The sequence below is a fragment of the Ruegeria sp. CDSC021 genome (genome assembly GCF_059610845.1).
In genome coordinates, this window is sequence record NZ_JBXWOK010000001.1 from 829,231 (window position 1) to 853,677 (window position 24,447).

Below are 24,447 nucleotides of genomic sequence, written 5' to 3' on the forward strand. Positions count from 1 at the left end.
ATGTTCTCATCCCTGTTCATCAGCCGGCCCAAGCTGGCCCTAGTTATTTCGCTTGTCCTGACGATCATGGGCGGGATCGGCTATATGGTTCTGCCGGTCGCCCAGTTTCCTGATATTACGCCACCGGTCGTCAGCGTTTCCGCCACCTATACCGGTGCCAATGCCGAAACGGTCGAGAACACCGTCGCCGCGCCGATCGAGGCGCAGGTCAACGGCGTGGATGACATGATCTACATGACGTCCACCTCTTCGGATAACGGCTCGTATTCGTTGAATATTACCTTCGAAGTCGGCACCGACCCCGACATTGCATCCGTTAACGTGCAGAACCGCGTTGCGCAGGCCATGTCTTCGCTTCCGTCAGAGGTGACTTCGTCGGGTGTCGTTACGCAGAAGGCATCGACCAATATGCTGATGCTGGTCACGCTGACCTCACCCAAAAGCACCTATGACAGTGTATTCTTGTCGAACTACGCTTCGATCAACCTGAAAGATGCGTTGGCGCGGGTACAGGGTGTTGGTAAAGCCGACGTTCTGACTAACCTTGAATATGCAATGCGGATCTGGATGGATCCCGACAAGATGACCGCCCTGTCGATTTCACCGGGTGATGTCATAAACGCTATCCGAGAACAGAATATCGAAGTGTCTGCCGGTTCGATAGGCTCGCCGCCGGTCCCTGAGGGACAGACATTTCAATATACGATCAAGACCAAGGGCCGGCTGACCTCGGCCGCTGAATTTGGCAATATTGTCATCCGTACTGGTGATGCAGGGGCAATCGTACGCATAAGGGACATTGCCAGAACCGAACTTGGAGCGCAGTTCTATTCGGCTTCGGGTTATTTCCAGGCAGAACCCGCAACGGTTATCGGTATCTATCAAGCCCCCGGTGCCAATGCGTTGGCTGTTTCAGATCGTGTTCAGGCCGAATTAGACCGGCTGTCGCGTTCGTTCCCAACAGATGTTGAATATCAGGTTCCGTTCAACACGACCGACTTCGTGGAACAATCTCTGAACGACGTGGTTTCCACCCTGATGCTGACGTTCGTTTTAGTGATTTCGGTCGTATTTGTCTTTTTGGGCAGTTGGCGTGCCACGATCATTCCGGCGGTTGCTATTCCTGTTTCGCTGATCGGGACGTTCGCGTTCCTGCTGGCGTTTGGGATGTCCCTGAACACAATTTCTTTGTTCGCGCTTGTACTGGCCATCGGGATCGTGGTCGATGATGCCATCGTGGTGGTTGAAAACGTTGAACGCATTATCGCCGACGAAGGGTTGTCCCCGCCTGAGGCGACACGGAAAGCGATGGGCCAAATCACCGGACCCGTCATCGCAACCACACTGGTTCTGCTGGCCGTTTTTGTGCCCGTAACCTTTATGCCTGGCATCTCGGGGCGACTGTATTCTCAGTTTGCAGTCACCATCTCGACTGCGGTCGTGATTTCGTCAATCAACGCTTTGACCTTGTCTCCGGCGCTTTGCGGATTGGTTCTGCGCGCACGCTCGGGTCCGCCCAAGGGTATTCTGGCCCTGTTTGAGCGTTTCATCGGAACGCTGCGTGACGGTTATGTTGTCATTGTCCGAAAACTGTTAATTCTGCCAGTCGCCGGACTGGGCGTCATCGTTGTTCTGGCCATGGGTACAGGGACGATCATGTCGAACACATCAAGCGGTTTTATTCCGCTTGAAGACAACGGCTATCTCTTTGTGGACATCCAGTTGCCAGATGCGGCAACGCTGGAACGCACCGAGACTATCGCAGGTCGGGTCGACGACCAGATCCGCGATATCTCGGGGGTCGCCAGTACAGTTTTGATCAACGGATTTTCGCTGCTGAACGGCACAACCACAAATGGAGCGACCGTTTTTGTAAACCTCGACAACTGGGACGAGCGGCAAGATCCCGACCTGTCTGCCGATGCCATTCTGGGCAAGGTTCTGGCGATTGCAAATGGCGAATCCGCCGCTTCGATCGTGGCCTTCAACCCGCCACCGATTCAGGGCCTCGGCATGTCAGCCGGTGTGGAAATGGAGGTTCAGCAAGTCGGGGGCGGTACGCCTCAGGATCTGGCCTCGGCCGTTGGGTCCTTCGTCTATGCTGCAAACCAGCGACCCGAGATTGGTCAGGCCTATACAACATTCCGGGCCAATGTTCCTCAGCTATTTGTCGATCTGGACCGTGAGAAAGCGAAAACCCTGGAAGTGTCTGTTGCTGAGATTTTCCAGACGATGCAAGCCCAGCTAGGCTCGTACTATGTGAACGATTTCAACCTGTTCGGCCGCGTCTACCGCGTGATGATTCAGGCCGAGGGGAGCTATCGGAACAAGGTCGAAGATATTTCGAACCTGTATGTGCGCTCGACCAAGGGCGATATGGTTCCACTGGGTACGTTGATCGACGTGGAAAACGTGTTGGGGCCAGTCCTGTTAAAACGGCATAACCTGTTCCGTTCCGCAACAGTTACAGCTGTACCTGCGCCAGGGCTGTCCAGTGGCGACGCTATCACTGTGATGACAGAAGAATCCGCCAACGCCCTACCCTCGGGATACGCGTTTGAATGGACAGGTACCGCGCAACAGCAGCTTGCATCCGGCAGCCTTGTGATCATTATCCTCGGGCTTGCTGTCCTGTTCGCTTATTTGTTCCTCGTGGGGCAATACGAAAGCTGGTCGATGCCTGTGTCTATTCTTCTATCGGTTATTGTTGCCCTGTTCGGGGCGGTTGCGGCAGTGGCGATCGTGGGCAGCGACATAAACCTGTACACGCAGATCGGGATGATCATGCTGGTGGGGCTTGCGTCGAAGAACGGTATCCTCATCGTTGAATTCGCAATGGAACAGCGTGCCAATGGCCTTTCGATCAAAGATGCTGCAGCCGAAGCCGCCCATCAACGTTTCCGCGCGGTGATGATGACTGCCCTCTCCTTCCTGTTAGGTGTTGTACCGTTGCTTGCCGCGAATGGCGCGGGTGCGGCTAGCCAGAAGGCCATCGGTGTCGCCGTCTTTGGCGGAATGCTGGCGGCAACTCTGGTTGGCGTTATCCTTGTGCCGGTACTTTACGCCCTGATGCAGGGGCTGAGGGAATGGCTCAAAGGGACAAAGAACGACCCCGACCCTTCGGAAGAAGCCGCATAAATCAAAAAAAAGCCCCGCCAAAAACGCGGGGCTTTTCTTTAATGGGCCAGGCGCTTTTCGATCCAGCGCTGGATGGCAGCGATCTGATCGGCATCAAGTCTTAGGCCCAGCTTGTTTCTGCGCCAGATGGCATCTTCAGCGCAGCGCACATATTCCTTGGTGACCAGCCATTCCAATTCGCGTTCGGTCAGCGTCGCCCCGAACTCTTCCCCCAGATCCTCAGCGGTCTTTGCATCGGCCAGAATAGCGCGCGCCTCGGTTCCATAGGCGCGCACCAGCCGTTCCGCCCATGTGCGATTCAAAAAGGCATAGTCGAATTCCAGACCGGCAATAAGGTCTTGCACTGCGCTAACGGGGAAATCGCCACCCGGCAAAGAAACTCCAGCGGTCCATGGACCGGGCAAATCCGGGAAGTACTCAGCGATTTTCTCAAGCGCACTTTCGGCCAATCTGCGATAGGTCGTAATCTTGCCGCCGAAAACATTCAAAACCGGAGCACCGCCAAGCCCATTGACCTTCAGAGTATAGTCTCTGGTCGCGGCCGTTGCGCTGCTGGCCCCATCGTCATACAGAGGGCGCACACCGGAATAGGTCCAGACGATGTCTTCGCGGGTCACAGGCTGCTCAAAATATTTTGACGCAAACGCACACAGATATTCCTGTTCAGACTCGGTACAGACTGGAGGAACCGATGGGTCTGGGTGATCCTGATCAGTTGTTCCAATAAGGGTGAAATCTCTCTCATAGGGAATGGCAAAGATGATGCGCCCGTCTTCGCCCTGAAAGAAATAGCATTTGTCATGGTTGAATAACCTGTGGGTTACGATATGGCTGCCGCGGACCAACCGAACCCCCTCGCGCGAGTTCACGTGGATTTTTTCCTGGATGATATCGCCAACCCAGGGCCCACCGGCATTGATCAACATCTTCGCCAGGACGATACGGGTTTCGTCATTTTGGTTATCGCGGATCGTCACATGCCAAACATCATCCACCCGCTCGGCTGAAAGAACTTCGGTCCGAACCAGAATATCGGCGCCACGGGCCTCGGCATCACGGGCATTCAGAACAACCAGACGGGAATCTTCGATCCAGCAGTCGGAATACTCATACGCGGTCTCAAACCTATTTTGCAGCGGGACACCTTCAGGCGCGGAACGCAAATTCAGCGCAGAGGTCCCGGGTAGAATTTTCCGCCCTCCAAGGTGATCGTACATGAACAGGCCAAGACGGATCAGCCAGGCTGGACGACGACCACGCATCCAAGGCATCACTGTACTCAGCAGCCGTGAGGTCGGAGTGTCCGAGTCAAATCGCATCCCATCGTGGTAGGGAAGCACAAAGCGCATCGGCCAACTGATATGAGGCATTGCCCGCAGCAGCGTTTCCCGCTCAATCAGCGCCTCGCGGACCAACCTGAACTCAAAATATTCCAGATACCGTAGGCCGCCGTGGAACAATTTGGTCGAGGCCGAGGACGTGGCCGATGCCAAGTCGTTCATCTCGGCCAATGTCACCGACAATCCCCGCCCGGCCGCATCACGCGCGATCCCGCAACCGTTAATACCGCCACCTATGATGAATAGGTCAGTAACCTGGCCAGTCTGCTGTGCCATTTGCAGGTCAGTCCTTTTGCTGAAAACGTGCGGCAATTAACCCGTTCGATACTCGGTTCGTCAATGTGGATTTTCGTTTTTTTTCGCGTAACGAACAAGAATAGCGATTTTTTGCTGTTGTCCAAACGATGTTTGATTTCTTCCGGTTGCAATATTGCGAAAAAAGGAACAAAAACGAAAGAACCCAATAACCGGAGCTTCCCTTGTCTCTTTCGTTCCGCCAGTCAGACATCATAGAAATCGCCAAGCAGAATGGTCGCGTCATGGTCGAGGATCTGGCGTTGCAGTTTGGTGTCACGGTCCAAACGATCCGGCGCGATCTTTCCGAGCTTGCGGAACTGGGCAAGCTGGACCGGGTTCATGGCGGCGCGGTCCTGCGATCCGGCGTTTCGAATATCGGTTACGAGGACCGGCGCGCCCTGAATGCTGAAATCAAGACCCGTATCGCACAGGTTTGCGCTGCCAACATACCGGATGGTGCATCGCTTTTTTTGAACATCGGTACATCGACCGAGGCTGTCGCGCATCAGTTGCTAAACCACAAAGATCTTATGGTGGTGACAAATAACATGAATGTCGCGCGTATCCTGGTGGAAAACACGAACTGCCAGATCGTCGTCGCCGGTGGTGTTCTGCGCCGGTCGGACGGTGGTCTGATCGGCAACCTGACCAATTCAACGATTGAACAATTCAAGTTCGATTATGCGGTAATCGGGTGTTCCGCACTGGACGCCGATGGTGATCTTCTGGATTTCGATTTCCAGGAGGTCCGTGTCAGCCAGACTATCATTGCACAGGCCAGACACAGCTTTCTGGTTGCCGATCATTCGAAATTTCAGCGCTCGGCCCCTGCCCGTATTGCCTCGATGTCCGAAGTTGACGTTTTCTTTACAGATCAACTTCTTCCAAGTGGGCTTGCACGTAAATGTAAGGAATGGGGAACGCGGGTCGTATACAGCGGCCGAACCACCGGAGATTCGCATTAAACGCGTAATTCCAAACGTGGTTCTTGTCATAGGCGACCGGCCCTGACAGTATCGCAACATATTGCAATCAGTGCACGGCAAGGGGGAGATCCGGGCCATGATCGCGCTTTTATTTGCGTTACTCACAGCTACTATGGGGCTGAATTATTATAGAAAAACCAAAGCGGCCAATGTTGTGTTCTTCATCACTATGGCCCTAAGTGTTTATTGGCTGAAGTTTCATGCCACCAGCCAACTGACCATTCAGCTGTAGGAGGCCACAATGACACCCGAGCTTTCCCGCACCCTGAACGCGTTGGGAACCCTGGCGGTCAGCCTCGTTCTTGTACTGGCCTTCGGATACCAGCTGGCGCTGAACGAACTGCCCTGCCCGCTTTGCTTATTGCAACGGGTCGGGTTCGTAGCGGTGGGCGTTGGTTTGGGCCTGAACCTGCTATACGGAGCCCGGCCGCAGCATTATGCGTTGATGTTGCTTGCGGCACTGTTTGGGATCAGCGTTTCCGTTCGCCAGATCTTGCTGCATATCGTACCGGGTACCGGCCACTATGGTTCGCCTGTTTTTGGGTATCACTACTACACATGGGCCGCGATCTGCTTTTTTCTGATCCTTCTGGGCACGGCAATCATGCTGCTTTTCGACCATCAATATCAGGACACAACCGACGATCAACCACGGTTCGGGGGCAATACGCTGGCCAAAACCGCGTTCTTTGTGATGCTAGGGCTGGCCGCGCTGAATGCGGGGTCGACCTTGTTGGAATGTGGCCCAGGTATCTGCGCTGACCCGCCGACAAGCTACAAATTGATTGACGAACTGGACACCAACAACTGAGGATGGATAAACCTTCCCTCATGGAGGCATCGGAATGGGACTACTGGGGCAGCCGCTAGGCTATTATGACTATCTGACATTTATCGCACTTATACTGCTGCTGGCCGCTGTAATGGCGCTGTTTCTGTTCATAATGGGACTGCCCGGCCGCATCGCAATCAAACGCAACCATCCGCATGCTGAGGCAGTCAAGATCATGGGCTGGATGGGGTTTCTGGCTGTCGTTCCCTGGATTCACGCCTTTATGTGGGCTTTCCACGATGCAGCCACTGTCGATATCCGCCGTATGCCTGATGATGAACGCGATGCGATACGGAAGGATATCAAACGGTTAGGCGGTGATCTGACCGAAGAATATCGCGATCCACTGGACCCGGACGAAACACAAAAAAGCTAAGGCTAAAGGAAGTCCCACAATATGTTTGTCGCTCTTGGCATTACGCTTTTCTACATCATTTTTGTCTGGCTGATCTTCTTCAAACTACAATGGCTTAAGTTTAGTATCGCCTGGGGCATCGTTTCCTTCTGGGTGGGTGCTCATCTGTTATTGATCTTTATGGTTGCGCTGCGGTTCTTCCAGCCATTTTCGATCGACAGCCACGTGGTCCGCTCAACCATACAGATCGTACCGCGCCTGACTGAACCAACCATCCTTTCCGAGGTTCTGGTCGAGCCGAATACAGAGGTGAAGAAAGGGGATCCGCTGTATCGGTTCGACGACACCGTCTTTGCGCTTGAATTCGAAGAGGCATCCGCACAGTTGGTTGCAGCCCAGCAGAACGCCAAAATTCTGGAACAGGATGTGATCGTCGCGGGTGAAGCCGTCGAGCGAGCAAACGCGCAACTGGCATATGCACTGACCCAGCAGGCACGGTATGAAAACCTTGTCCCTGCGGGTGGTGCCCGAGAGGATGAGCTGGATCGCTGGAACGAGCAGGTCACGGAAGATCAGGCCAAGATAAAAGAGGCCGAAGCCAATCTGGAAAAGGCAAAGCTGGCGCTGGATTCGCAGATCGACGGGGTCAATACCGGAATCGTTCAAGCTCAGGCTCAGTTGGAAAAGGCCCGGTACTTTCTGGACAATACTACGATCTACGCGCCCGAAGATGGTATGATCGTTTCACAACAGGCACGTCCGGGTCTGGTTGTCGGTGACATCCGATTGGGCGCAATCGCCAGCTTTGTGACCAAGGAAAATCCCTATATTCTCGCCACTTACCGGCAGCAGAACCTGAAATTTGTGAAACCCGGGCAACAGGTTGAGGTCGCGCTGGACTTATATCCCGGAGAAATCCTGACCGGCAAAGTCGAGGCAATCTGGTGGGCAACCCGCCAGGGTCAATATCTGCCATCAGGCCGCCTGCCCGGATTTGAACTGCCAAAAATTCCTGGACATATTGCCGTGCAGATTTCGGTCGAAATTCCAGATGGCCACGTCTTTCCCGCCGGTGGACATGCCGCGGTGGCAATCTATACCGGCCAGGGCAAAAGCTTTGAGTTCCTGCGGCGCATCAATATCCGCCTCTATTCCTTCGCAAACTTCATCCGACCACTGGACATTTAAGGACACGCTGTATGACACGGGCCAGGCTAAACCGCAGTTTGATGGGCACAGCCCTGTGTGCCGCGCTGCTGGTGGGATGCGCACCTGTCGGTCCTGATTTTGTGCGACCGAACTCTCCGGTCGTGAAGGAATGGATCGAGGTAAACAACCCCTCAGTCGGTCCCAGCGGCCTCACCTCGCGTAGTGCCCCTGTGGCAAAATGGTGGGAGACCTTCAACGACGCCACTTTGAACCGGTTGATCGCCGAAGCCTATGCCCAGAACCTGGCGCTACAGGTGGCCGGTGCGCGCGTATTGCAGGCCCGCGCACAGCTTGGGATTGCCTTTGGTGAGCTTTACCCCCAATCGCAGGCCATCGGAGGTTCGATCGAGCGGCGCCAGATCAGCGACAATATCGGACCGATTTCCGATATCAATCGGATCATCCCTCTGGATACCGAATTCTCGACCTCGCAGGTTGGCTTCGACGCCCAATGGGAACTGGATGTGTGGGGGCAGCAACGCCGGGGTGTGCAGGCCGCACGATCCAATCTGGCACTTCAGGTCGCTAATTACGATGACGCTTTGGTCACGCTGACCGGCGATGTAGCAGCGTTATATGTAAGCTTCCGCGCGCTGCAAGAAACCCTGTTCGTGGCACGAGAGAATATCAAGCTGCAACAGGAATCGGTTGATCTGACGCAACTGCGTTTCAACAACGGCGTCACCACTGAACTGGATGTGCAAGAGGCCACCGCCCTGCTGAACAATACCATGGCGCTGGTGCCGGAGATTGAAAGCGATCTTCAGCAGACCAAGAATGCTTTGGCTGTTTTACTGGGAACAACACCCTCGCGCATGGCCGGGTTGCTGGGTAATTCCGGTCGTATCCCTTCGGCCCGATCCAACGTCGCCGTTGGAGTACCAGCGGAATTGCTGCGCCGACGCCCGGATGTACGCGCCGCAGAACTGGCCGCTGCCACACAGTCTGCGCAAGTTGGGATCGCGATTGCTGACCTGTATCCCCAGTTCATCCTGTCCGGTTCGATCGGCCTGCAGGCCTCGGGCAGTCAGGACCTGTTTTCATCCGCCAGCAATACTGGGCTGGCCAGTGCCGGAGTGGTCTGGAATGTGCTGAATTATGGGCGGATCAAGAATAATGTCCGCGCCCAGGACGCAGCTTATCAGGCCTTGATTGCGAACTATCAAAACACCGTTCTGACCGCCTATTCCGAGGTCGAAAGTGCTATGGTCGCCTATACGCAATCACGCAAACAGGTGACATTCTACCAAAACAGCGTCACCGCATCGCGCAAAGCTGCCGAGATCGCGGTGAACCAATACCGGGATGGCATCGCCAGTTATTCCCGCGTTCTGAACACGCAAACCGCATTGCTGCGATCACAGGCCAACCTGATCGAAGCCCGCCAGCAGGTCTCGAGCAATCTGGTTGCAGTCTACAAAGGTTTAGGCGGTGGTTGGCAAATCCGGCAAAATCAGGAGTTCCTGCCGGAAACCGTGCTGGCCGAAATGGCCTATCGCACCGATTGGGGAGACCTGCTGCAACAGGCTCCGACCCAAGCCAGCCTGAACTGAGCGCTATTTCGTCAGACCGCGCAAGCCGCCCGAAATCAGAATGTTGACCTCGTAGAGAATACGCGGCGCGGCCAGTCCTCCGGGGCTGGCCAAATAGTTCGGGCTCCATTCTGGTTCGAATTTCTGCTTGAACGAGCGCAGCCCCTCGAAGTGATAAAACTGTTCGCCATGTTCATAGACAAAGCCGCCAATGCGGTTCCACAGCGATGCCAGTTGCCGGTTTTCGATCCCGGAAAACGGTGCCGCCCCCAGCGAGAACCAGTGGAACCCCTGCTCGGCCCCCCATGACATCATCTCGGCAAACAGCGCATCCATAACAAAACTTGGGCTATCTGGTTCATACCGCATCAGATCCAGCGACAGTTCTGATTTTTGCCCGCCCTGAAACAGGTTAGCAAACGCGACGATCTCACCTGTTTCGCCATTCCGCAGCACCGCGTGGTCGAAATAGGACAGATAGGTTTCATCAAATCCGCCAAGCGCAAAACCCTTCTCGGCCCCAGCCTTTTGCGCCAGCCAGTCATCCGAAATCTTGCGCAACTCGGGCAGGATCGGGGTTAGTTCCTGTTTTGGGATAATCTCGAAAACATACCCTTCGCGTTCGGCACGGTTCTTGGCCTGACGGAACCGCTTGCGGGATTTTCCGTCCAGCGAAAAATCTTTCAGCGGCACCCGCGCTACTTCGCCAATTTTCAGGATCGACAGGCCAAGGTCCAGAAAGGTCGGCAGGTATTTGGTGGAAACGCTGTAGAAGGCACAAAGTTTACCCTCACGGTCCGCCATCTCGCGCAGCTGCCATATCAGCTGTTTACCGGCGGTTTCATCCCCTACTGGCTCACCTTTGGTGACCAGTGCGTTGCCGGTATCGGCATAAGCCAGAAAAGCGGTTTCATCCGGCGCGATCAGGAACTGCTTGTCCCCGGTCAGGGAAATCTGGGATTCCGTGTCTTCGCTTTCCATCACCAAACGTTCGACTACTTCGGGGATTTCTGTGCGGACTGGAACAGGAATTTCGCGCCCGAACAGAGAGCTAACGGCAACCACCCCAAGGATGACCGCAACCACAAGGCTGGATCGTAGGAACCGCGAGGCGTCGCCGTTCCAGGCAAACTCCCACCACAGGGCATTTTGATATTCGACATGGGAATAAGCAAACAGACCCACCCAAAAGATCACGGCAAGCAATGCAAGAACGCTGACCAGCCAAGGTATGTTCAACCTGAAGATCGACGCGCCGCTAACCCGATAGAACGCATCCCGGAACATGGCCAGCAGAACGATGCTACCCACCATGCTGAGCGCTTCGTGCGTATCCAGCCCTTTGGTCAGCGAAGCGACAAAACCGGCCAGCATCAACAGCATGGCCACAACCCAAGCCCGGTAAAGCTTGCGAAACAACCCCCGTGACACAAGGATCAGTAAGACCCCTACCGCGCTTCCGGCCAGGTGGGACGCTTCGACAAAGGACAGGGGCAGGAAATCCCGTAGCACACCCAGGTTACCGCTGCTTGCAGGCAACGCGCCGGAGACCAGAAGTATCACACCGGCCACTGCGGCCACGCCTGCGGCCACCATGGGCACGATCGGACGGATCACTCGATAAACCCAAGTGGCTGCACCAGTAATATGTCGCCGGTGGCTCAGCGCTGATGCCACAGCGATTGAAAGCGTGGCGATGAGGAAGGGAAGAAACGTATAGACCAGGCGGTACAGCAGCAGCGCGGCAATGACATCCGACCGGCCTGACGCGCCAAGTCCCGCGATCATAGTCGCCTCGAAGGCGCCAATTCCACCCGGCGCATGGCTGAGGATACCGACCGCAATCGCGCCAATAAAGATGGTGAAGAAATAGGGGTAGCCGATCCCAAGGTCTGTCGGCAGCAGCACATACAGAACCATCGACGCACCAAACACATCGCCCAAGGCCGCCAGCGTCAGCAACCCGGCCAGTTTGCCGCCGGGAAGGTTAAATCCAACCCCGCCATAGGCCAGCCTGCGCCCGCCTTTCGACAGCCAGATGAACAGCGTTGCCAGAGCGATCAAAAAGCCCAATCCTATGACCGTCTCGACCGTAACGCTGATTGGTAAAACCTTCGATATCCCGTCGGGATGAAAGGTCAGCAAAGCCCCCAACAGCAAGGTCATGCCAGACCAGAAAGCGATCCACGAGGTCGCAATAACCCCAGCGACACGCCCCAGATCCAGCCCCAAAGATGCGTAGATCCGATACCGGATCGCCGTGCCCGTGATGTAGGAAAACCCAAGGCAGTTTGACACCGCATAACCACAGGCCCCGGCCATGCCCGCAACCGGCAAAGGGACCTCACCGTCGGCAACGCTCTGGACTGCAAAGACGTCGTATAAAGACAGGGAAACAAAGCTAAAAGCGGTCCAGCACAAGGCGATGAACAACAGCGTCCAAGAGGTGTTCGCCACATCCGTCTGAACGGATGACCATTTCACATGTGCAGACAGTTCATGCAGCACGGTCAGGGCGACCAGCATGACGATTACGGGAATGGCGATTCTGACCAGGGGTCGTTCCAGAAAACCGGATACTCTTTCGGCAAGTCTGATGGCCCAGAGTTCTTTGCCTGTATCCTGATCAGTCATGTGATTTCCCTGTTTCAGGTTTGCAGCTGCCTTTGCGCGGGTGGCGAACGCATCGCAACTTTTACACATATTCCTTGCTGCTCAAAGCACTACAGCAATCAGACGCGGCCTTTCCGAGTAGAAAGAAGCAAGTTGGTTTCGGATCGCGTAATCCCTTCGATCCTGCGGATGCGAAACAGGATTTCATCCAGTTCGGCCAGGGTCTCGGTCCCAATCTCGGCAATCAAGTCCCAACCGCCATTTGTCGAATGGACAGCCCGCACCTGTGGCATGGCGGCAATTTGGGCCATGGTGCGCTCGGTGCCGCGCCCTTCGATTTCCAGCATCATCAACCCTCTGACCGGGCTTTGCGCCACATCCTGCCGTGTCAGAACCGTAAAGCCCACAATCTCGCCGGATTGCTTCAAACGTTGCAGACGGCTGCGCACTGTTGTGCGTGTGACTCCCAGTGTTTCAGCCAGTTCCGAGAGTGAAGCACGGGCATCCCGATGCAGAGCGCTGAGAAGCTTGCCATCCAAATCGTCCATTCAATACTTCCGTTATGTCACTTGCGGTTCCATTTTGAGCATTTTGATCCCTATCCGCAAGCCACATTGCCGGAGTAGTATTCCATATGGATACAAACAACGTAATTCTGGTTGGCGCCCCGATGGATTCGGGCAAGCGTCGACAGGGCTGCCGGATGGGCCCCGATGCCTATCGGGTTGCAGGGCTTCAATCAGCTCTTTCCGATCTCGGTCTTCACCTACGGGATCTCGGCGATATCACACCTGACATTCCGGATATGTCCGAACATTCGCATCTCTTCGCCCTGCCCGAGTGTATCGGCTGGACCAAGGCTCTCAGCCGTGTTGCGCAGGATGTCGCCCCACAAGGCCTGCCAATTTTCATGGGCGGCGATCATGCACTTTCGATGGGCACGGTTTTGGGCATGGCACAGCACGCCGAGCGGATCGAACGCCCACTGTTCGTTCTCTGGCTGGACGCGCATAGCGATTTCCACACACCCGAGAGCACCGATAGCGGCAACCTGCACGGGACACCCGTAGCCTATTTCACCGGACAGCCCGGATTTGACGACTTTCCACCGGTTTCATCACCAGTTCCGACCGACCGGGTCGGCATGATCGGTCTGCGCTCGGTCGACCCAGCCGAACGGGCTCGGCTGGAACAGGATCGCGCAATGCTGGCCGATATGCGAAGCATCGACGAAAACGGCATCAAAGCACCGCTGATGGCCTTTCTGGAGCGGGTCCGGGCAGCGGATGGCATCCTTCATGTTTCGCTGGATGTGGATTTCCTTGATCCGTCCATTGCTCCTGCAGTTGGCACAACAGTTCCAGGTGGCGCGACCGAACGCGAGGCTCATCTAGTGATGGAACTGCTGCACGAAAGCGGTCTTGTCTGCTCGCTGGATCTGGTAGAATTGAACCCGTTTCTGGACGAACGCGGCCGCACTGCAAAATTGATGGTGGATCTGGCCGCCTCATTGCTGGGCCGCCGCATCTTTGACCGCCCCACCCGGAGCTTCTGATGCAATCTCTACAAGCCCCACCAGCCGTTGTGATGATCCGGCCCCATGCGTTTGCTTCGAACCCCGAGACACGCGACGACAATGCGTTCCAGACCTTGGCCAACCGCTCGGCAGCGGCCACGTCTGTCCAAGCACGCGATGAACATGATCAGGCGGTGGCGCTGCTGCGCGATGCGGGTATTAAGGTTCATGTCTTCGACGATTTCGGAGACCTCGACACACCAGACAGCGTATTCCCGAACAACTGGTTCTCGACCCATCCCGGCGGACATGTGGCAATCTATCCGATGTTTGTGCCGTCGCGCAGGCGCGAACGTCGCGCCGACGTCATAGAAATGTTGAAACAGGAGTATCGTGTTCAGGACGTGATCGATTATTCCGGGCTTGAACAGGACAGACTGGCGCTGGAAGGCACCGGAGCGATGGTTCTGGACCACATTGGCCGCGTGGCCTACACGGTCAAATCCAACCGCGCCGACCCCGTTCTGTTGGAGCGTTTCTGCACCCATTTCAACTATGAGCCCATCGCATTCGAGGCGCATGATGCCGCAGGACGTGATGTCTATCACACGAATGTTCTGATGGGCATCGGCTCCAAATACGCGCTGATCTGTCTTGATATGATCGCGGACCCCGAACGCCGCGCGACAGTGAAAGCCAGGCTGGAAGAATCCGGTCGCACGGTCATCGACCTGACACATGATCAGATCGCTGAATTTGCTGGCAACGCCATCGAACTGAGCGGCCTGAATGGTCCCGTGCTGGCGCTGTCCAGCCGGGCACTTGCCGCCCTGACCCCGGAACAAATCGCTACAATCGAAGCCAGCGCGACACCTCTGCCGCTTTCGATTCCCACCATTGAAACTGCCGGTGGATCCGTGCGCTGCATGATTGCGGGCATCCACCTGTCCCGCCGATAGGAGCCCCTAATGCAACCATCTGAAAAGGCCCTGGTGCCGTTTGTGTCTGTCGACAATATGATGAGACTGGTCCACCACATCGGCGTCGAACGTATGATCACCGATATTGCGGCGCAAATCGAAGCTGATTTCAAACGGTGGGAAAGCTTTGACAAAACACCCCGCATCCCTGCCCACTCGCCACATGGGGTGATTGAACTGATGCCAACCTCAGACGGTGAGGCCTATGGGTTTAAATACGTCAACGGCCACCCCAAGAACACCTCCGAGGGCCTACAGACCGTTACCGCATTTGGATTGCTGGCAGACGTCTACACAGGCTATCCGACCCTGCTGACCGAAATGACCATGCTGACTGCATTGCGCACCGCAGCAACCTCTGCCCTGGTCGGCAGTTATCTTGCGCCCAAATCGGCCTCGACCATGGCAATGATCGGGAATGGCGCGCAATCCGAATTTCAGTGCCTCGCCTTCAAGGCCATGTGCGGGATTGATACTGTTCGCTTGTACGATACCGACGCGGCTGCTACCGAAAAATGTGCGGCCAACTTGGCGGGCTCTGGCCTCTCGGTCGTGAAATGCAAATCCCCTGAGGACGCCATCGAAGGCGCGCATATCATCACGACCTGCACGGCGGACAAGAAAAATGCCACGATCCTGACCGATAACTTGGTCGGCCCAGGCGTCCACATCAACGCGATCGGCGGCGACTGTCCCGGCAAAACCGAACTGCACAGGGATATCCTGCTACGCTCTGAAATATTCGTCGAATACCCGGAGCAAACACGTATTGAGGGCGAGATTCAGGCCCTGGAAGACGATCATCCCGTCACCGAGTTGTGGCAGGTCATGACGGGTCAGGCCGAGGGTCGCAAAGATGATCGTCAGATCACGTTGTTTGACAGCGTAGGCTTCGCGATCGAGGATTTTTCAGCCCTGCGCTACATCCAGTCCGCAGTCCGGGGCACAGATTACTACGAACCCCTGGACATGCTGGCAGACCCTGACGATCCGCGCGATCTGTACGGAATGCTGATGCGAGCGAAATAGAGATACCCTGCCCCCACGCGCCAGCCGGGGGCAGGTATCACCAAAGATTGACTTCGTCAGATGCCAATTACCCGGCCAGCGAAGGCAGGTACAGAACGATACCCGGAAAGGCGACCAGCAGCGCAATCGTCACGGCGTCGGCGATGAAAAACGGCGTCACGCCCTTGAACACGTCCTGAACGCTCAGATCAGGGCGGACGCCGGCAACGACAAAGCAATTCAAACCGATCGGTGGCGTGATCAGGCAGAACTCGGCCATTTTCACCACCAAAATACCAAACCAGATGGCGCACATCGGACCGGACATCCCAAACGTACTTTCCGCAGCGGTGACGGCCTCGCCCCCGTTCAGCGCCATAACTGCCGGATAGACAACCGGCAGAGTCAGCAATAGCATCCCGATGGCATCCATGAACATGCCGAGCACCGCATAGGCCAGCAGGATGCAGATCAGGATCAGCATGGGTGACATTGTCAGCGACGTGATCCAGTCGGAAAACGCGCTTGGCAAATCGGCGAAACCCAGGAACCTGACATAGATCAGCACGCCCCAGATGATCGAAAAGATCATCGCGGTCAGTTTGGCGGTCTCAAGCAGTGCGGATTTCAACTCTGCCCATCTCATGCCGTGGAACAGCGCGAAGCAGAACACGATAAAGGCACCGATTGCCCCGCCTTCGGTTGGCGTGCCCCAGGCTTTTTCACCAAACGGGTTATAGACGAAGCAGATGATGATCAGGATCACCGCAACAATCGGTAGGGCACCAGGCAGCGCGGCAAAACGCTGTTTCCAAGTAAAGCCAGTGACCGGCGGGCCGACATTTTTGAACACAACGGCGATGCCGACGATCAGCAGACCATAGATAACCGCCGAAAACGCTCCCGGTATGAACCCGGCGAGCAGCAGTTTGCCCACATCCTGTTCCACGATGATCGCATAAATCACAAGGATCGCCGAGGGCGGGATCAGTGAGGCCAAAGTGCCACCTGCAGCAACTACGCCCGCCGCAAATTGTTTGTTGTACCCGACCTTCAGCATTTCCGGGATCGCGATCCGGGCAAATACCGCAGATGTCGCGACCGATGCCCCCGAGACTGCAGCAAACCCAGCGGTGGCGAACACGGTTGCGACCGCAAGCCCACCCGGAACCCAGGCCACCCAGCGCTTGGCCGCCTCGAACAGCGCGCGCGTGAGGCCTGCGTAATAGGCAAGGTAACCGATCAGGATAAAGGTCGGGATCAGGCTGAGCGTATGGGCTGCAACCTTGGAATGCGGCACTTGCCCTGCGGTTTTTACCGCAACGGTCAGCGCCTTGCCAAATCGGTCAGGATCATATCCGAATTTGGCCCAGAATATCCAAACCAGACCGATCAGCCCCGCCAAAGCCGCGGCAAAAGCCACACGCATTCCGGTGATAACCAGAACCAGCAGACCACCGGTGACCCAGAGGCCAATCTCAATCGAGTCCATATGCTAGTCCTGCCCTTCGAATTGTTCGGCTTCAGCGGCAGCCTGCGCAGCAGCGTCCTGTATCATCGGCACCGCAACTGGGTTTTGTAGGCCCAGCACAAAGGCCCGTCCATAACCCCAGATTTGCAGCACAAGCCGCAAGCAAAGTACCGAAAACGCAATAGGTGCCAGTAACTTGGCAGGCCAGAGCGGGATGCCAATGTCGATCGAGCTGTCCCGGCTCCACAGAGGTGCGCCAAAGTCGAATGATCTGTCGAAATGGGACCAGCTGCCCCAGACCAATGCCAACATGAGCACCAGGATGAGAACGACCGAAATCAACTCGAACAGCCACAAAGCCCGTCCGTGTAGCCGCGAAATGACAATATCCATCCGGATATGGCCCCCATCGCGTTGTACGTAAGAGATACCTAGAAACGCAATCAAAGGCATGGCTTGCTCGATCCAATCGACATAGCCCGGCAATGGCGCGTTATAGGCGTTGCGCCCACTCACCGAGACAACTGCCAGCACCATTAACCCGAACACGGCAATTCCGCTGATCAGTGCAAGCGTACGCTCGGCCCTTAACAGCAGCTGGTCCAGCCTGCTCAGACGGCTATCATCCGCAAGCACCGTCGCCTGTCCTGCCATTCCGCTGGCCCTCTCTGTATTGGAATCAGTGTCCGGGTACCGCGCAGGGTACCCGGAACGCGTGATCAGTTCCCGCCACGCTGTTGTTTCAGCGTCAGTTGAACAAGATCATATAGATCCTGCGCAGGCAGACCCTGCGCGGACATGTCAGCGATCCACTGCTCGCGGATCGGATCAGCAGCCTTGGTGCGGAATTCCTCCAGCACGGCTTCGTCGATCTGAACTTTCTGCACGCCTTTTTCGGTCAACACACCATCCCACTGCTCCAGCAGACCGCCGTAATTGGTGAGATAATGGGCAATGGCCTCGTCGACAGAACTGTTAAGCGCTTCACGATGTTCCGCAGGCAGCGCTTCGTAGGCGTCGATATTGACCACAACCGGACAGTTTACAGTGCCGGGGTTCAGGTTGGCCGTCCACCAGTCGGCTTCGTTGATAGTGCCGAAAGACAAATGTGCGTGCTGAGCAAAGGCCACTGTATCAACAACACCGGATTCCATCGCATTAAACGCCTCGGTCGCGGGCACCGATGTTGGAACACCGCCAACGGCCTCAAACGCCTGGCCCAGCCCGCCAGTCGCACGTACACGCATGCCGTCAAAATCTGCAAGCGTTGAGCGCGGATCACCGGTTCCAACGATATTATACTGGGGCATTGGCGACGTCATGATGATCCGGGCATTCCACTGAGCCATCTCATCCTTAACGGCGGGATGATCATATACAGCGTGGCTGACGGCCACCTCTTCTTCCAAATTGCTCACACCCAGGAACGGCAGTTCAAGTACAGTGATCGCCCGATTTTTGTCGCGGTGATAGCCTGCGCAGAACTGCGCCATCTCGAATGCACCGATCTCAATCCCGTCCAGATTCTCTTTCGGCTTTGACAGCCCGCCATAGCTGACATTGATCGTGAATTCGCCACCGGTTTTTTCGCTGACCAGTTCAGCCAGTTTCTCGACATGTTCGGTAAAGGCCCGGCGTTTGCCCCAGACCGAAGCATTCCATTCTGTTGCTGCAGCTTCGGTAACGAATGCAACAGTCAGGGCGGCGACGGCGGCACCGCTCAACATTTTAGTCATAGTGATTTCTCCCATTGATGCGCCCCCTTTTTTGGGTCGCTTGCGCGTAAAGCTAGCGCCAACATCGATATGTGCCAACCCCTGCCAGACCACCCACCAAAATCTGCAATCCGCCCGCCAGCGCTAACAATCATAAGGTGTATATGAAATGTGTAAATTTCACGGGCGAGCACTTTGAAAACAGTTGAAAAGTGATTAACATCTATATTGCTGTTTTAAATATGCTTTTTTGACATCTTACGATTTCCTTTACAATTCCTTCAAAGGGATTGAAATTTATTAACAAATAAACCCTGCTATTTCTGTAATTTATTTCTTTGTTTTCTGATCTCCGTATTATCCTGCATCGGGAGGAAACAGGTCGACATTGCCTGTTCAGCGGGCAAGATTGTCCCAGTGAATTTAAGTCCAGAGGGAGGAACCTCAGAATGACAACCGCTGCTCAGGCAGATGCCAAAGTTTATCCGCCATCCGCAGAAATTTCAGCGCGTGCGCATGTCGATGCCAAGAAATACGGCGAAATGTACACGGCTTCTATAAACGACCCCGTTGCATTCTGGGGCGAACAGGGCAAACGCGTTGACTGGATCAAACCCTATACCCAAGTGAAAGACGTCAGCTATGATTTGGGCTCGGTCGGGATCAACTGGTATGCGGATGGCACTCTGAACGTTTCAGCCAACTGCCTGGATCGTCATCTGAATACACGCGGCGATCAGACTGCGATCATCTGGGAACCTGATGACCCGAATGAACCCGCCCAACACATCACCTATGCCGAACTGCACCGCCGCACCTGCCGGATGGCGAATATCCTGGTTTCCATGGGCGTGCGCAAAGGCGACCGCGTAGTCATTTATCTTCCGATGATCCCCGAGGCTGCATATGCCATGCTGGCGTGCGCACGTATCGGCGCAATCCACTCGATTGTTTTTGCAGGGTTTTCCCCTGATGCCCTGGCTGCACGCGTCAACGGATGCGACGCCAAGGTTCTGATTACAGCTGATGAGGCCCCTCGCGGCGGCCGTAAGACACCGTTGAAGTCAAACGCAGACGCGGCCCTGCTGCACTGCAAGGACACGGTGAAATGCTTGGTTGTCAAGCGTACCAACGGCCAGACCACATGGATCGACGGGCGCGACTACGACTATAACGAAATGGCGCTCGAGGCGGATGACTATTGCGCGCCTGCGGAAATGGACGCCGAAGACCCTCTGTTCATTCTGTATACCTCCGGGTCGACCGGTCAGCCGAAAGGTGTGGTGCATACCACCGGCGGATATCTGGTCTATGCGGCAATGACGCATGAGATCACCTTCGATTACCATGAAGGCGACGTCTATTGGTGTACCGCCGATGTCGGTTGGGTGACCGGCCACAGCTATATCGTCTATGGCCCGCTGGCCAATGGCGCGACCACGCTGATGTTCGAAGGTGTTCCGACCTATCCGGATGCATCCCGCTTTTGGCAGGTCTGTGAAAAGCACAAGGTCAATCAATTCTACACGGCCCCTACCGCTTTGCGCGCCCTGATGGGGCAAGGCAATGAATGGGTCGAGAAATGCGATCTGAGCGATCTGCGCACGCTGGGCACTGTGGGTGAGCCGATCAACCCGGAAGCGTGGAACTGGTACAATGACGTTGTCGGCGGTGGGCGCTGCCCGATCGTGGACACCTGGTGGCAAACCGAAACCGGTGGTCACCTGATGACCCCCCTGCCCGGCGCCCACGCGATGAAGCCCGGCTCGGCCATGAAGCCGTTCTTTGGCATCCAGCCTGTGGTTCTGGACCCGCAATCCGGGGTCGAGATCGACGGCAACGGCGTCGAAGGCGTGCTGTGCATCAAGGACAGCTGGCCCGGCCAGATGCGTACGGTCTGGGGCGATCATGAACGGTTCGAGAAGACTTATTTCTCGGACTACAAAGGCTACTACTTCACCGGTGACGGCTGCCGCCGGGACGAGGATGGCGATTACTGGATCACCGGACGTGTGGACGATGTGATCAACGTCTCGGGGCACCGCATGGGTACGGCCGAGGTCGAAAGCGCTCTGGTGGCACATGCTGCCGTGGCCGAGGCCGCGGTTGTGGGCTATCCCCATGATATCAAGGGGCAAGGCATCTATTGCTATGTCACCTTGATGAATGATCGCGAACCCTCGGACGAGCTTGTGAAAGAGCTGCGCACCTGGGTTCGGACCGAGATCGGACCGATTGCCAGCCCGGATGTGATCCAATGGGCTCCTGGCCTGCCAAAAACCCGCTCGGGCAAGATCATGCGCCGTATCCTGCGTAAGATCGCCGAGAATGATTTTGGATCGCTCGGTGACACATCGACCCTGGCTGATCCGTCCGTGGTCGACAACTTGATCGAAAACCGCGCAAGCAAGTGAGGATGTGATGGACGCTGCCACGATCACTACACCCACCGTACTGATCCTTCTCGGCCCCCCGGGCGCCGGGAAGGGTACCCAGGCCCGTATGCTCGAAGACAAGTTCGGGCTTGTCCAACTCAGCACGGGTGACCTGTTACGGGCGGCAGTTGCCGCGGGAACCGAAGCCGGAAAAGCCGCCAAAGCTGTCATGGAGGCGGGTGATCTGGTCAGTGACGATATCGTAATTGCAATCCTGCGGGATCGCCTGGCCGAACCGGACTGCGCCAAGGGCGTCATTCTGGACGGCTTCCCCCGCACCACGGTTCAGGCACAGGCGCTGGACGCGCTGCTGTCAGAGACCGGTCAGCAGATCAACGCAGCCATCAGTCTTGAGGTTGAAGACGCTGAAATGGTGATCCGTATTTCCGGCCGTTACACATGTGCCGGATGTGGCGAAGGGTTCCATGATCGGTTCAAAACGCCCGCAGTCGAAGGCAAATGCGACAAATGCGGCAAGACCGAGTTCAAGCGCCGCGCAGATGACAATGCTGAAACCGTCGCCTCACGGCTGGCTGCCTATCATGCGCAGACCGCGCCGCTGATCACTTATTACCAAGACCATGGCGTTCTGAAAGGTCTGAACGCCATGGGCAATATCGAAGACATCGCCGGCAATCTGGAACGGATCGTCAGCGACACAATGAACTAGGGGAATATGGCCCGCCCTCAATAAGGGCCGAATTCCTAAAGGAAAACTTCAAAGGACCCGCTCTGGCGGACCAGAGAAGTCTTGCCTGATGCCACCTGGCATCAAGCATATCGAAAAGTGGCCCTGCGCGCTGGAGGGTTAGGACAACGGGCCGCTCAAAGAGGAAGCGAAGGAGGAACCCGCGATGGCGGATCAATCAACACACTCCGCGCAGACTGCCGAAGCCGATAAGGGCTATTGGCAGGCCAACCTGCGTCTTATCTACATCAGCCTGGTGATCTGGGCGCTGGTGTCGTTTGGATTCGGCATTTTGCTGCGTCCACTTCTGTCCGGCATTTCCGTCGGCGGAACCGATCTCGGCTTTTGGTTCGCGCAACAGGGATCCATCTTGGTCTTTCTGCTGCTGATCTTCAACTACGCCTGGCGGATGAACAAGCTAGACGCTGAATACGGCGTTGAGGAGGAGTAAGACCCTATGGACCAGTTTACCATCAACCTGCTGTTTGTGGGCGCGTCCTTTGCGCTTTACATCGGCATCGCGATCTGGGCCCGTGCTGGGTCCACATCAGAATTCTACGCCGCCGGTCGCGGCGTTCACCCGGTCACCAACGGTATGGCGACAGCGGCAGACTGGATGTCTGCAGCCTCGTTCATCTCGATGGCGGGCCTCATCGCCTTTACCGGTTATGACAACTCGTCCTTCCTGATGGGTTGGACCGGTGGTTATGTGCTGCTGGCGCTGCTTCTTGCCCCTTACCTGCGTAAGTTCGGCAAGTTCACCGTGTCAGAGTTCATTGGCGACCGCTTTTACAGCCAGACCGCGCGTATCGTGGCGGTGATCTGTCTGATCGTAGCGTCTGTGACCTACGTGATCGGCCAGATGACCGGCGTTGGCGTAGCTTTTGGCCGCTTCCTTGAAGTGTCAAACACCACCGGGTTGTTAATTGGTGCAGCCGTTGTTTTTGCCTACGCGGTGTTTGGGGGGATGAAGGGCGTGACCTACACACAGGTCGCTCAGTACTGCGTGCTGATCACCGCCTACACAATCCCAGCCATCTTTATTTCCCTGCAACTGACTGGCAATCCGGTTCCGGCTCTGGGTCTGTTTGGTGATACCGCCAGCGGTGAACCGCTGCTGACCAAGCTGGATGCGATCGTGACCGAGTTGGGCTTTAACGAATACACCGCCCACCACTCGGACACGCTGAACATGGTGCTGTTCACGCTGTCGCTGATGATCGGTACGGCCGGTCTGCCGCACGTAATCATGCGTTTCTTCACCGTGCCGAAAGTGGCTGATGCCCGCTGGTCTGCCGGTTGGGCGCTGGTGTTCATCGCACTGCTTTACCTGACCGCCCCTGCGGTTGGCGCAATGGCCCGTCTAAACATCAGTGACATGATGTGGCCAAATGGCGGCATCGAAGGTGGCGCCGTATCCGTCGAAGATATCGACAACGACGCCCGTTATGACTGGATGGCTACATGGAAGAAAACCGGCCTGCTGGACTGGGAAGACAAGAACGGCGACGGCAAGATCCAGTACTATAACGACAAGAATGCCGACATGCAGGCGCTTGCGGAAGAGAAGGGCTGGGTCGGAAACGAGCTGACCAAGTTCAACCGTGACATCCTGGTTCTGGCCAACCCCGAAATTGCCAACCTGCCGGGTTGGGTGATCGGTCTGGTCGCTGCCGGTGGTCTTGCGGCTGCTCTGTCGACCGCTGCGGGCCTGTTGCTGGCGATCTCGTCCGCTGTGTCACACGACCTGATCAAAGGCGCGATCAACCCGCAGATTTCGGAAAAATCCGAGCTTCTGTCGGCGCGGATCGCAATGGGCGTGGCCATTGTTGTGGCGACATATCTGGGCCTGAACCCTCCAGGTTTTGCAGCGCAGACCGTTGCCCTGGCGTTTGGTCTGGCAGCGGCCTCGATCTTCCCGGCGCTGATGATGGGGATCTTCTCGACCCGCATCAACAACACCGGTGCGGTTGCTGGTATGCTGGCTGGTCTGACTGTGACCCTGGTCTACATCTTCCTGCACAAGGGCTGGTTGTTCATTCCGGATACCAACTCGTTCACGGATGCTGATCCTCTGTTGGGTACGATCAAGTCGACTTCGTTCGGTGCGATCGGTGCATTGGTCAACTTCACTGTCGCCTATGTGGTGGCTGGCATGACCAAAGAAACCCCGCAAGAGATCAAGGATCTGGTCGAAAGCGTCCGCATTCCCCGTGGCGCGGGTGCCGCTCAGGATCACTGAGTAGAGATGCGGCCCCTGAGCACCTTGCCAAAGGCCGTGTCTTTCGACTGACTACTCCCGCCCGGCATTCCACCGGGCGGGATTTTTCGA

20 protein-coding genes are annotated in these 24,447 nt (G+C 56.1%); 14 read left to right on the forward strand and 6 right to left on the reverse strand.

The features are described from left to right. Window positions 1-3,138 carry an efflux RND transporter permease subunit gene (locus tag AC2FGB_RS04150; RefSeq protein ID WP_142634295.1) on the forward strand — a complete coding sequence of 1,046 codons (3,138 nt, stop codon included), beginning with the start codon at window positions 1-3 and terminating at the stop codon, window positions 3,136-3,138. 38 nt (window positions 3,139-3,176) lie between these two features. Here AC2FGB_RS04150 and glpD read toward each other — a convergent pair whose 3' ends face one another. Beyond that, window positions 3,177-4,754, reverse strand: coding sequence for a glycerol-3-phosphate dehydrogenase (glpD, locus tag AC2FGB_RS04155; RefSeq protein ID WP_496693267.1), 1,578 nt, complete (start codon window positions 4,752-4,754; stop codon window positions 3,177-3,179). 203 nt (window positions 4,755-4,957) lie between these two features. On the opposite strand from glpD, the gene AC2FGB_RS04160 reads away from it, so the two are divergent. The 6 genes from AC2FGB_RS04160 (at window position 4,958) to AC2FGB_RS04185 (ending at window position 9,710) form a co-directional block, all read left to right on the forward strand. Continuing rightward, window positions 4,958-5,740 carry a DeoR/GlpR family DNA-binding transcription regulator gene (locus tag AC2FGB_RS04160; protein WP_496687690.1) on the forward strand — a complete coding sequence of 261 codons (783 nt, stop codon included), beginning with the start codon at window positions 4,958-4,960 and terminating at the stop codon, window positions 5,738-5,740. Between the two features lie 97 nt (window positions 5,741-5,837). Next, complete coding sequence (locus tag AC2FGB_RS04165) at window positions 5,838-5,993, forward strand: DUF5993 family protein (RefSeq protein WP_271946630.1); 156 nt, start codon at window positions 5,838-5,840, stop codon at window positions 5,991-5,993. Window positions 5,994-6,002: 9 nt separating this feature from the next. Then, window positions 6,003-6,572 (forward strand): disulfide bond formation protein B, encoded by a 570-nt coding sequence (locus AC2FGB_RS04170; protein ID WP_496687687.1) that lies wholly within the window; start codon window positions 6,003-6,005, stop codon window positions 6,570-6,572. 34 nt (window positions 6,573-6,606) lie between these two features. Then, window positions 6,607-6,969: a DUF3302 domain-containing protein gene (locus tag AC2FGB_RS04175; RefSeq protein ID WP_142634304.1), complete on the forward strand. Its 363-nt coding sequence runs from the start codon at window positions 6,607-6,609 to the stop codon at window positions 6,967-6,969. Window positions 6,970-6,990: 21 nt separating this feature from the next. Continuing rightward, window positions 6,991-8,136 carry an HlyD family secretion protein gene (locus AC2FGB_RS04180; protein ID WP_281994737.1) on the forward strand — a complete coding sequence of 382 codons (1,146 nt, stop codon included), beginning with the start codon at window positions 6,991-6,993 and terminating at the stop codon, window positions 8,134-8,136. Window positions 8,137-8,147: 11 nt separating this feature from the next. Continuing rightward, a complete protein-coding gene (locus AC2FGB_RS04185) occupies window positions 8,148-9,710 on the forward strand; it encodes an efflux transporter outer membrane subunit (RefSeq protein WP_281972232.1) in 1,563 nt (520 codons plus the stop codon). Window positions 9,711-9,713: 3 nt separating this feature from the next. Here AC2FGB_RS04185 and mprF read toward each other — a convergent pair whose 3' ends face one another. Both mprF and AC2FGB_RS04195 read right to left on the reverse strand, forming a co-directional pair. Further along, entirely contained in the window at window positions 9,714-12,323 is a 2,610-nt protein-coding gene (gene mprF / locus AC2FGB_RS04190) for a bifunctional lysylphosphatidylglycerol flippase/synthetase MprF (protein ID WP_496693268.1), read from the reverse strand. Window positions 12,324-12,421: 98 nt separating this feature from the next. Next, complete coding sequence (locus AC2FGB_RS04195; RefSeq protein ID WP_142634311.1) at window positions 12,422-12,850, reverse strand: Lrp/AsnC family transcriptional regulator; 429 nt, start codon at window positions 12,848-12,850, stop codon at window positions 12,422-12,424. 86 nt (window positions 12,851-12,936) lie between these two features. On the opposite strand from AC2FGB_RS04195, the gene rocF reads away from it, so the two are divergent. The 3 genes from rocF to ocd are packed head-to-tail and all read left to right on the forward strand — an operon-like array spanning window position 12,937 to window position 15,827. Beyond that, window positions 12,937-13,857 carry an arginase gene (rocF, locus tag AC2FGB_RS04200; protein WP_142634313.1) on the forward strand — a complete coding sequence of 307 codons (921 nt, stop codon included), beginning with the start codon at window positions 12,937-12,939 and terminating at the stop codon, window positions 13,855-13,857. Continuing rightward, a complete protein-coding gene (gene ctlX, locus AC2FGB_RS04205) occupies window positions 13,857-14,777 on the forward strand; it encodes a citrulline utilization hydrolase CtlX (RefSeq protein ID WP_271946611.1) in 921 nt (306 codons plus the stop codon). The genes rocF and ctlX overlap by 1 nt, the downstream gene beginning before the upstream one ends. Before the next feature lie 9 nt (window positions 14,778-14,786). Further along, complete coding sequence (ocd, locus tag AC2FGB_RS04210; protein ID WP_142634317.1) at window positions 14,787-15,827, forward strand: ornithine cyclodeaminase; 1,041 nt, start codon at window positions 14,787-14,789, stop codon at window positions 15,825-15,827. Between the two features lie 67 nt (window positions 15,828-15,894). Here the strand turns inward: ocd and AC2FGB_RS04215 are convergent, their stop codons facing one another. From AC2FGB_RS04215 to dctP, 3 genes are all read right to left on the reverse strand, one after another. Next, on the reverse strand, window positions 15,895-17,298 hold the full coding sequence (locus AC2FGB_RS04215) for a TRAP transporter large permease (RefSeq protein WP_142634319.1): 1,404 nt from the start codon (window positions 17,296-17,298) through the stop codon (window positions 15,895-15,897). A 3-nt stretch (window positions 17,299-17,301) separates the two neighbouring features. Next, complete coding sequence (locus AC2FGB_RS04220; RefSeq protein ID WP_142634321.1) at window positions 17,302-17,931, reverse strand: TRAP transporter small permease subunit; 630 nt, start codon at window positions 17,929-17,931, stop codon at window positions 17,302-17,304. A 65-nt stretch (window positions 17,932-17,996) separates the two neighbouring features. Next, window positions 17,997-19,013: a TRAP transporter substrate-binding protein DctP gene (gene dctP / locus AC2FGB_RS04225; protein WP_496693269.1), complete on the reverse strand. Its 1,017-nt coding sequence runs from the start codon at window positions 19,011-19,013 to the stop codon at window positions 17,997-17,999. A gap of 428 nt (window positions 19,014-19,441) precedes the next feature. Between dctP and acs the strand changes: the two genes are divergently transcribed. The 4 genes from acs to AC2FGB_RS04245 all read left to right on the forward strand — a co-directional run bounded on the left by acs (window position 19,442) and on the right by AC2FGB_RS04245 (window position 24,357). Then, on the forward strand, window positions 19,442-21,406 hold the full coding sequence (gene acs / locus AC2FGB_RS04230) for an acetate--CoA ligase (RefSeq protein ID WP_142634325.1): 1,965 nt from the start codon (window positions 19,442-19,444) through the stop codon (window positions 21,404-21,406). A 7-nt stretch (window positions 21,407-21,413) separates the two neighbouring features. After that, a complete protein-coding gene (locus tag AC2FGB_RS04235) occupies window positions 21,414-22,097 on the forward strand; it encodes an adenylate kinase (protein WP_142634327.1) in 684 nt (227 codons plus the stop codon). Between the two features lie 184 nt (window positions 22,098-22,281). Further along, window positions 22,282-22,566, forward strand: a complete 285-nt coding sequence (locus AC2FGB_RS04240) for a DUF4212 domain-containing protein (RefSeq protein ID WP_142634329.1) — start codon at window positions 22,282-22,284, stop codon at window positions 22,564-22,566. Window positions 22,567-22,572: 6 nt separating this feature from the next. Then, on the forward strand, window positions 22,573-24,357 hold the full coding sequence (locus AC2FGB_RS04245) for a sodium:solute symporter family protein (RefSeq protein WP_142634331.1): 1,785 nt from the start codon (window positions 22,573-22,575) through the stop codon (window positions 24,355-24,357). Window positions 24,358-24,447 lie beyond the last annotated feature (90 nt).

Coding starts and splice junctions, on each gene's coding strand:
- AC2FGB_RS04150 (WP_142634295.1), top strand. CDS start 1: ATGTTCTCATCCCTGTTCATCAGCCGGCCCAAGCTGGCCCTAGTTATT.
- glpD (WP_496693267.1), bottom strand. CDS start 4,754: ATGGCACAGCAGACTGGCCAGGTTACTGACCTATTCATCATAGGTGGC.
- AC2FGB_RS04165 (WP_271946630.1), top strand. CDS start 5,838: ATGATCGCGCTTTTATTTGCGTTACTCACAGCTACTATGGGGCTGAAT.
- AC2FGB_RS04170 (WP_496687687.1), top strand. CDS start 6,003: ATGACACCCGAGCTTTCCCGCACCCTGAACGCGTTGGGAACCCTGGCG.
- AC2FGB_RS04175 (WP_142634304.1), top strand. CDS start 6,607: ATGGGACTACTGGGGCAGCCGCTAGGCTATTATGACTATCTGACATTT.
- AC2FGB_RS04180 (WP_281994737.1), top strand. CDS start 6,991: ATGTTTGTCGCTCTTGGCATTACGCTTTTCTACATCATTTTTGTCTGG.
- AC2FGB_RS04185 (WP_281972232.1), top strand. CDS start 8,148: ATGACACGGGCCAGGCTAAACCGCAGTTTGATGGGCACAGCCCTGTGT.
- mprF (WP_496693268.1), bottom strand. CDS start 12,323: ATGACTGATCAGGATACAGGCAAAGAACTCTGGGCCATCAGACTTGCC.
- AC2FGB_RS04195 (WP_142634311.1), bottom strand. CDS start 12,850: ATGGACGATTTGGATGGCAAGCTTCTCAGCGCTCTGCATCGGGATGCC.
- rocF (WP_142634313.1), top strand. CDS start 12,937: ATGGATACAAACAACGTAATTCTGGTTGGCGCCCCGATGGATTCGGGC.
- ctlX (WP_271946611.1), top strand. CDS start 13,857: ATGCAATCTCTACAAGCCCCACCAGCCGTTGTGATGATCCGGCCCCAT.
- ocd (WP_142634317.1), top strand. CDS start 14,787: ATGCAACCATCTGAAAAGGCCCTGGTGCCGTTTGTGTCTGTCGACAAT.
- AC2FGB_RS04215 (WP_142634319.1), bottom strand. CDS start 17,298: ATGGACTCGATTGAGATTGGCCTCTGGGTCACCGGTGGTCTGCTGGTT.
- AC2FGB_RS04220 (WP_142634321.1), bottom strand. CDS start 17,931: ATGGCAGGACAGGCGACGGTGCTTGCGGATGATAGCCGTCTGAGCAGG.
- dctP (WP_496693269.1), bottom strand. CDS start 19,013: ATGACTAAAATGTTGAGCGGTGCCGCCGTCGCCGCCCTGACTGTTGCA.
- acs (WP_142634325.1), top strand. CDS start 19,442: ATGACAACCGCTGCTCAGGCAGATGCCAAAGTTTATCCGCCATCCGCA.
- AC2FGB_RS04235 (WP_142634327.1), top strand. CDS start 21,414: ATGGACGCTGCCACGATCACTACACCCACCGTACTGATCCTTCTCGGC.
- AC2FGB_RS04240 (WP_142634329.1), top strand. CDS start 22,282: ATGGCGGATCAATCAACACACTCCGCGCAGACTGCCGAAGCCGATAAG.
- AC2FGB_RS04245 (WP_142634331.1), top strand. CDS start 22,573: ATGGACCAGTTTACCATCAACCTGCTGTTTGTGGGCGCGTCCTTTGCG.